At 34.8% G+C, this 6,194-nt stretch carries 5 protein-coding genes, 2 tRNA genes and 1 pseudogene; 6 read left to right on the forward strand and 2 right to left on the reverse strand.

The window, feature by feature from the left end; genetic code table 11:
• Window positions 1-240: 240 nt before the first annotated feature.
• The 4 genes from ACT8VG_RS06315 to ACT8VG_RS06330 all read left to right on the forward strand — a co-directional run bounded on the left by ACT8VG_RS06315 (window position 241) and on the right by ACT8VG_RS06330 (window position 4,050).
• Entirely contained in the window at window positions 241-672 is a 432-nt protein-coding gene (locus tag ACT8VG_RS06315) for an RrF2 family transcriptional regulator (RefSeq protein WP_217106870.1), read from the forward strand.
• 136 nt (window positions 673-808) lie between these two features.
• Entirely contained in the window at window positions 809-2,104 is a 1,296-nt protein-coding gene (locus ACT8VG_RS06320; protein ID WP_006507093.1) for an O-acetylhomoserine aminocarboxypropyltransferase/cysteine synthase family protein, read from the forward strand.
• A gap of 21 nt (window positions 2,105-2,125) precedes the next feature.
• Window positions 2,126-3,058: a cysteine synthase A gene (gene cysK / locus ACT8VG_RS06325; protein WP_444195434.1), complete on the forward strand. Its 933-nt coding sequence runs from the start codon at window positions 2,126-2,128 to the stop codon at window positions 3,056-3,058.
• A gap of 107 nt (window positions 3,059-3,165) precedes the next feature.
• Window positions 3,166-4,050 carry an ROK family protein gene (locus ACT8VG_RS06330; protein WP_288704669.1) on the forward strand — a complete coding sequence of 295 codons (885 nt, stop codon included), beginning with the start codon at window positions 3,166-3,168 and terminating at the stop codon, window positions 4,048-4,050.
• 26 nt (window positions 4,051-4,076) lie between these two features.
• On the opposite strand, the gene gltX is transcribed toward ACT8VG_RS06330, so the two are convergent.
• Complete coding sequence (gene gltX / locus ACT8VG_RS06335) at window positions 4,077-5,501, reverse strand: glutamate--tRNA ligase (protein ID WP_215657797.1); 1,425 nt, start codon at window positions 5,499-5,501, stop codon at window positions 4,077-4,079.
• 47 nt (window positions 5,502-5,548) lie between these two features.
• Between gltX and ACT8VG_RS06340 the strand changes: the two genes are divergently transcribed.
• A tRNA-Gln gene (locus ACT8VG_RS06340) sits at window positions 5,549-5,624 on the forward strand.
• A gap of 69 nt (window positions 5,625-5,693) precedes the next feature.
• On the opposite strand, the gene ACT8VG_RS06345 is transcribed toward ACT8VG_RS06340, so the two are convergent.
• Window positions 5,694-5,769 (reverse strand) — tRNA-Glu (locus ACT8VG_RS06345).
• Between the two features lie 224 nt (window positions 5,770-5,993).
• Here ACT8VG_RS06345 and ACT8VG_RS06350 point away from each other — a divergent pair.
• Window positions 5,994-6,194: pseudogene (locus ACT8VG_RS06350) on the forward strand (UDP-N-acetylglucosamine 1-carboxyvinyltransferase); the annotation flags it as partial.

Here is a 6,194-nt window from a genome sequence, read left to right on the forward strand (position 1 = left end):
AAAGTAACTCTAAATATGTTGTGCTTGTGTATGTAATATTTCTGGTTATATCTCATCCTTTCTTTGATTTAACAGCTTATACAACTGTTGATCACTATTTAATGCATCCTTTTACATTAATCATTATACACCACATATAATAAGTAAATATGAATTATCAGTCATGATGGATTTCTATTATTCTTGACTTACCCTATAACCCTCTAGTATACTAGGTATATGTAAAAGGAGGAATTGATTATGATGATATCAACTAAAGGACGTTATGCTTTACGTGTCATGATTGATTTAGCACAGCATGATCGTTCTAAATATATACCATTAAAAGAAATAGCTGCAAGACAGAATATCTCTGAAAAGTATCTAGAAATTATTATTAAGTCTTTATCTAAAGAACACTTTGTAGAAGGTTTAAGAGGTAAGGGTGGGGGATACCGTTTAACACATGCTCCAGAAGACTATAGTGTTGCTTCTATTCTTAAGATTACTGAAGGAACATTAGCTCCTGTATCATGTTTAGCGGATGAATGTAATACATGTGAAAGAGCATCTTATTGTAATACATTACCTATGTGGACTGGTTTATATAAAGTGATTACAGACTATTTAGAAGGTGTTTCTTTAAGTGATTTAGTACCAGCTTCATCAAATGGCGATGATTATGTCATATAATCATAAATAAAATCAATTAAATTTAGAAAATACGAAATATTCACAAAAAATAATATAAATATAGTTGACTAGTAGGTTTATCACTGATATAATCCTATTAACCTATCAAACAAATAGGGTTTAGGAGGAAACATACATGTCTAATAAAAACTATCATTTCGAAACACTTGCATTACACGTAGGACAGGAAGAAGCTGATCCAGTAACTGACGCTCGTGCAGTACCTATCTATCAGACTTCATCTTACGTTTTTCATAACTCAGATCATGCAGCAGCTAGATTCGCATTACAGGATGCTGGTAATATCTATGGTCGTCTAACAAACCCAACTGAAGATGTATTTGAAAAAAGAATTGCGGCTTTAGAAGGTGGTGTAGCAGCCTTAGCAGTAGGTTCTGGCGCAGCTGCAGTGACATACGCAGTACAAAACTTAGTAGCTGCAGGTGATCATATCGTATCTGCAGAAAACATCTATGGTGGAACATTCAACTTATTCAAACATACATTTACTGATTATGGTATTACTACTACATTCGTAGATGCATTAAATCCACAGGCATTTGAAGATGCTATTCAGGAAAACACAAAACTTGTTTATATTGAAACTTTAGGTAACCCTAATTCAGATGTTGTAGACATCGAAGCTATCGCAAAGATTGCACATAAACATGGTTTACCATTAGTTATTGATAACACATTTGGTACACCTTATTTAATTAGACCAATTGAATATGGTGCAGATGTTGTTATTCATTCAGCAACTAAGTTCATTGGTGGTCATGGTACTACTATTGGTGGTGTCATCGTTGACGCAGGTAAGTTTGACTGGGCGGCACATGCAGATAAATTTCCACAGCTTGTTGAACCAAACCCATCTTATCATGGTGTAAGCTTTGCGAAAGATGTAGGAGCAGCTGCTTATATTACAAGAATTAGAGCTATTTTATTAAGAGACATGGGCGCTACTCTTTCACCAATTCATGCTTGGATCTTCTTACAGGGTCTAGAAACACTTTCATTACGTGTAGAAAGACAGGTAGAAAATACATTAAAAGTTGTAGAATACTTAAATAACCATCCACAGGTTGAATCTGTATCACATCCTTCAGTATCTACAGATCCATCTCAGCAGGCATTATATAAGAAGTATTTCCCTAATGGTGGTGGATCAATCTTTACATTCAACATCAAGGGTGATGCAAGAAAAGCAAAAGATTTCATTGATAACTTACAGTTATTCTCATTACTTGCTAACGTTGCAGATGTGAAATCTTTAGTTATTCATCCAGCTTCTACTACACATGCAGAAATGAATGAAGAAGAATTAAAACAGGTAGGTATCCAGCAGAATTCTATTAGATTATCTATTGGTACTGAACATATTGATGATATTATTGCAGACTTAGATCAGGCTTTTGCTGCAGTAAAATAACAAATTTGGAGGAAAATTAACATGAGTAAGGTATTTACTAGTGCTGACCAGTTAATTGGCCATACACCATTATTAGAATTAACACATTTAGAAAAGAAATATAACTTAGAAGCAAAGGTCATCGCAAAGGTTGAATACTTCAATCCCGCAGGAAGTGTTAAAGATAGAATTGCGAAGAATATGCTTGATGAAGCAGAAAAAGCAGGAAAAATCAATAAAGATACTGTATTGATTGAACCTACTTCAGGTAATACAGGTATTGGTTTAGCTTCTGTTGCGGCTGCAAGAGGTTATCGTATTATTATTGTTATGCCTGAAACAATGTCTGTAGAAAGACGTACATTAATGAAAGCATATGGTGCTGAACTTGTCTTAACAGATGGAAGCAAGGGTATGAAGGGTGCTATTGCGAAAGCAAATGAACTTGCAGAAGGAATTGAAAACAGCTATATTCCAGGACAGTTCGTTAACCCAGCTAACCCACAGGCACACTATTTAACAACAGGACCAGAAATCTTTGAAGACTTAGATGGTCAGGTAGATTACTTTGTAGCTGGTGTAGGTACTGGTGGTACAGTGACTGGTGTAGGACAGTACTTAAAAGATAAGAAACCAGACGTAAAAGTAGTTGCAGTAGAACCAGATTCATCTCCAGTATTATCTACTGGACAGGGTGGTGCACATAAGATCCAGGGTATCGGTGCAGGTTTCGTACCTGATGTCTTAGATACAAAGGTATATGATGAAATCATCCGTGTAACTAATGAAGATGCATTTGCGACTGGTAAAGAAGTAGGTCAGAATGAAGGTATCTTAGTAGGTATTTCTTCAGGTGCTGCTGTTTATGCTGCAATTGAACTTGCTAAAAGACCAGAAAATAAAGGAAAGACTATTGTAGCCTTATTACCAGATACAGGTGACCGTTATCTTTCTACTCCTTTATTCCAGGATTAATATGAGAACCAAGGCATATAATGTCCTTGGTTTTTTTGTGTTTCGTATTCTGAAAAATACATATTATATTCTCAATCTATATTATGATATTTAAAGGAGGAAACAAAATGGAATATTTAGTATTTGATGTAGGGGGTACTGCGATAAAGTATGCCTTAATGAATGATGAATTGGAAATGTTGGAAAAGGGTAGTGTACCTACACCACTTGATACACTAGAAAACTTCTTAGAAGTAATTAAGAGTATTTATAATAGATATAGTAGTGTAGATGGTATCGCAATGAGCTTACCAGGCTTATATAATAAGAAAACACATAAAATGCAGGTACCAGGGGCATTAGAATACAATCAGGATGTAGATGTTTTAGAAGAAATAAAAAAGGTCACAACAGAACGTGTTGTGATTGAGAACGATGCTAAATGTGCTGCACAATGTGAAGTGACATATGGTTCTTTGAAAGGAACTGATGTTGGTGCTGTATGTATTTTAGGTACAGGTATTGGTGGCGGTATGACTATTGGTGATCGTGTCTTTACTGGTGGTCATGGATTTGCGAGTGAATTCAGTTATCTTTCTACTAAGTGGACAGATAAGCGTGGCTTTGGTAGTAAGTGGGGGATTGATGGCAGTGTTTTAAGACTCGTAAAAGGCATTAAGATGGCTGTAGGATCCTCTGATTCATTTGATGGTATAAAAGCTTTTGAATATTGTAATAATGGCGATACAAGAGCCTTAAGTGTCTTAAAGGACTATACAGACACTATTGCGATGGGATTATTTAATATCCAGGCAGCAGTCGATCCTGATTGTATTGCGATAGGTGGGGGTATCTCTAAACAACCTATTTTAATGACTTATATTCAGAAGTCTTTAGATGAACTCTATGAAAAAATGCCTGTGCCTATCCCACAAGTTAAGTTAGTACAATGTAAATACAACAATGATTCTAACCTAATCGGTGCACTTGCAAACTATAAGAAAGTATACTAAAAGAGGCTCAAACGAGCCTCTTGTTTTTATTCTGCTGATTCAGCAACTGATTTCTTTAAATCTTCAATAGCAACTCTAATTCTTCTTAAAGTTTCTTCTTTACCAAGAATATGAGCGATTTCTACAGCACCACCAGGAGTAAATGCTTTATTAGATAATGCAACACGGATAGGCCACATAATACGTCCATTCTTTAATTCATGGCTCTTAGCGATATCCATCATCATATTCATTAATCCTTCGTCATCATTATAATCTTCCCACTTTTCAAGTTCTGGTAAAGATAATTCTAATGCTTCTAAAGAGTTTTCAGGATTAGTCTTCATCTTCTTATGTTTATAGATAGATGCATCAAATGGTAATGTTTCATTGACAAAGTCCATTAATTCTGGAATGTCAGCTAATCTTTCAACACGTGGCTGTAATGCTTTAGAGATTTCTAATGTATTTACAGGAATAGTGATGAAGTCATAGTAAGGAGAAGCCACTTTGTGGAATTCTTCTAATGACATGTTTCTTAAATAAACACCGTTCATCCATTTTAACTTATCAATATCAAAGATAGCTGGAGCTTTAGAGATATGTTCAATGTTGAACTGTTCAATTAAATCATCTAATGAAAGGATTTCTTCATCAGCTGGAGACCATCCAAGTAATGCGATGTAGTTAAGGATGGCATCTTTTAAATAACCCTGTTTAGTTAAATCCTGGTAAGATGCATCACCATTTCTCTTAGATAACTTAGCATGTTCATCCTTCATTACTGGTGGTAAGTGGATGTAAGTAGGTCTATCCCATCCATATGCATCATATAGAAGGTTATATTTAGGTGTAGAAGCTAAATATTCATTACCACGTACAACATGAGTAATACCCATTAAATGGTCATCTACAACGTTCGCAAAGTTATAAGTAGGGAATCCATCACTCTTGATTAAGATAGAATCATTTAAAGTAGTACAATCTACTTCAATATGACCATAGATTTCATCATCAAAAGTAGCCTTACCCTTATCAGGGATAGTCTGTCTAATAACATAAGGAACACCTGCTGCAAGCTTTTCATCAATTTCAGCCTGATCAAGCATACGACAAGGATCATAATCATTGTCAGCATCTTTATCACAGAAACAATAATGAGCACCGCCTAGCTCAATAAGCTTCTTAGCATATTCATGATAAATAGGAAGTCTTTCAGACTGGATATAAGGTCCACAATCTCCTGGCTTATCTGGTCCTTCATCCCAGTTAAGACCTGTTTCAGTTAAAATATCATAAATTAACTGAGTCGCACCTTCAACTTCACGGTTTTGGTCAGTATCTTCAATTCTTAAAATAAAGTCGCCACCCTGATGTTTAGCGATCAAATAACAGTATAAAGCTGTTCTTAAATTACCGATATGCATGTACCCTGTAGGGCTTGGCGCAAATCTTGTACGAATTTTTGTCATTTTTCTCTTTACATCTCCTAAAATATATGTATAATATAAATTGCTGTTGGGGTATAGCCAAGCGGTAAGGCAGCAGACTCTGAATCTGCCATTTCACTGGTTCGAATCCAGTTACCCCAGCCATTTTTTTTATACAAATAAACATTTTTAAAAAGAAAGCTTTGCTTTCTTTTTTTTATTCGCATAAAAAAATGGTAGTCCGTAGGGGGCTCGAACCCCTGAATGCTTGGATGAGAACCAAGTGTGTTGACCACTTCACCAACGGACCATGTGGTCATAGTATATCATGTTTTTTTTAAAAGTAAAATATTCTTTTATTAAAAAGGATTATTTACTTTCTGTTTTCTTTGTGATTTTCAGTAAAATACTATATAATGAATTCGTCGAGATAATTACCAATATTATGACTTTAACTTATTAACTATTAACTTAAAAGTTTTTTAATATATATACATAAATTTTAAATAACCTTAATGAAAGGATTGAATAGAAATGTCAGAAGAAGTAATTGCTATTGAAGGTGGACATAAACTTAATGGAACAGTGACTATTTCAGGTGCGAAGAATGCAACTGTAGCGCTTATTCCTTCTATTGTATTATCAGATGAACCAGTTGAAATTTATAATGTGCCAGAAATTTCAGATGTTGATGCGTTAACCGTATTATTAGAAGAATTGAATTGCGTTGTTGAA

The sequence above is a fragment of the Catenibacterium sp. genome, from assembly GCF_052354645.1.
Lineage (GTDB): Bacteria > Bacillota_I > Bacilli_A > Erysipelotrichales > Coprobacillaceae > Catenibacterium > Catenibacterium mitsuoka_A.

Excerpts from the sequence above, each read along its gene's own strand:
- ACT8VG_RS06320 (WP_006507093.1), top strand. The coding sequence starts at position 809 with ATGTCTAATAAAAACTATCATTTCGAAACACTTGCATTACACGTAGGA.
- cysK (WP_444195434.1), top strand. The coding sequence starts at position 2,126 with ATGAGTAAGGTATTTACTAGTGCTGACCAGTTAATTGGCCATACACCA.
- ACT8VG_RS06330 (WP_288704669.1), top strand. The coding sequence starts at position 3,166 with ATGGAATATTTAGTATTTGATGTAGGGGGTACTGCGATAAAGTATGCC.
- gltX (WP_215657797.1), bottom strand. The coding sequence starts at position 5,501 with ATGACAAAAATTCGTACAAGATTTGCGCCAAGCCCTACAGGGTACATG.
- ACT8VG_RS06315 (WP_217106870.1), top strand. The coding sequence starts at position 241 with ATGATGATATCAACTAAAGGACGTTATGCTTTACGTGTCATGATTGAT.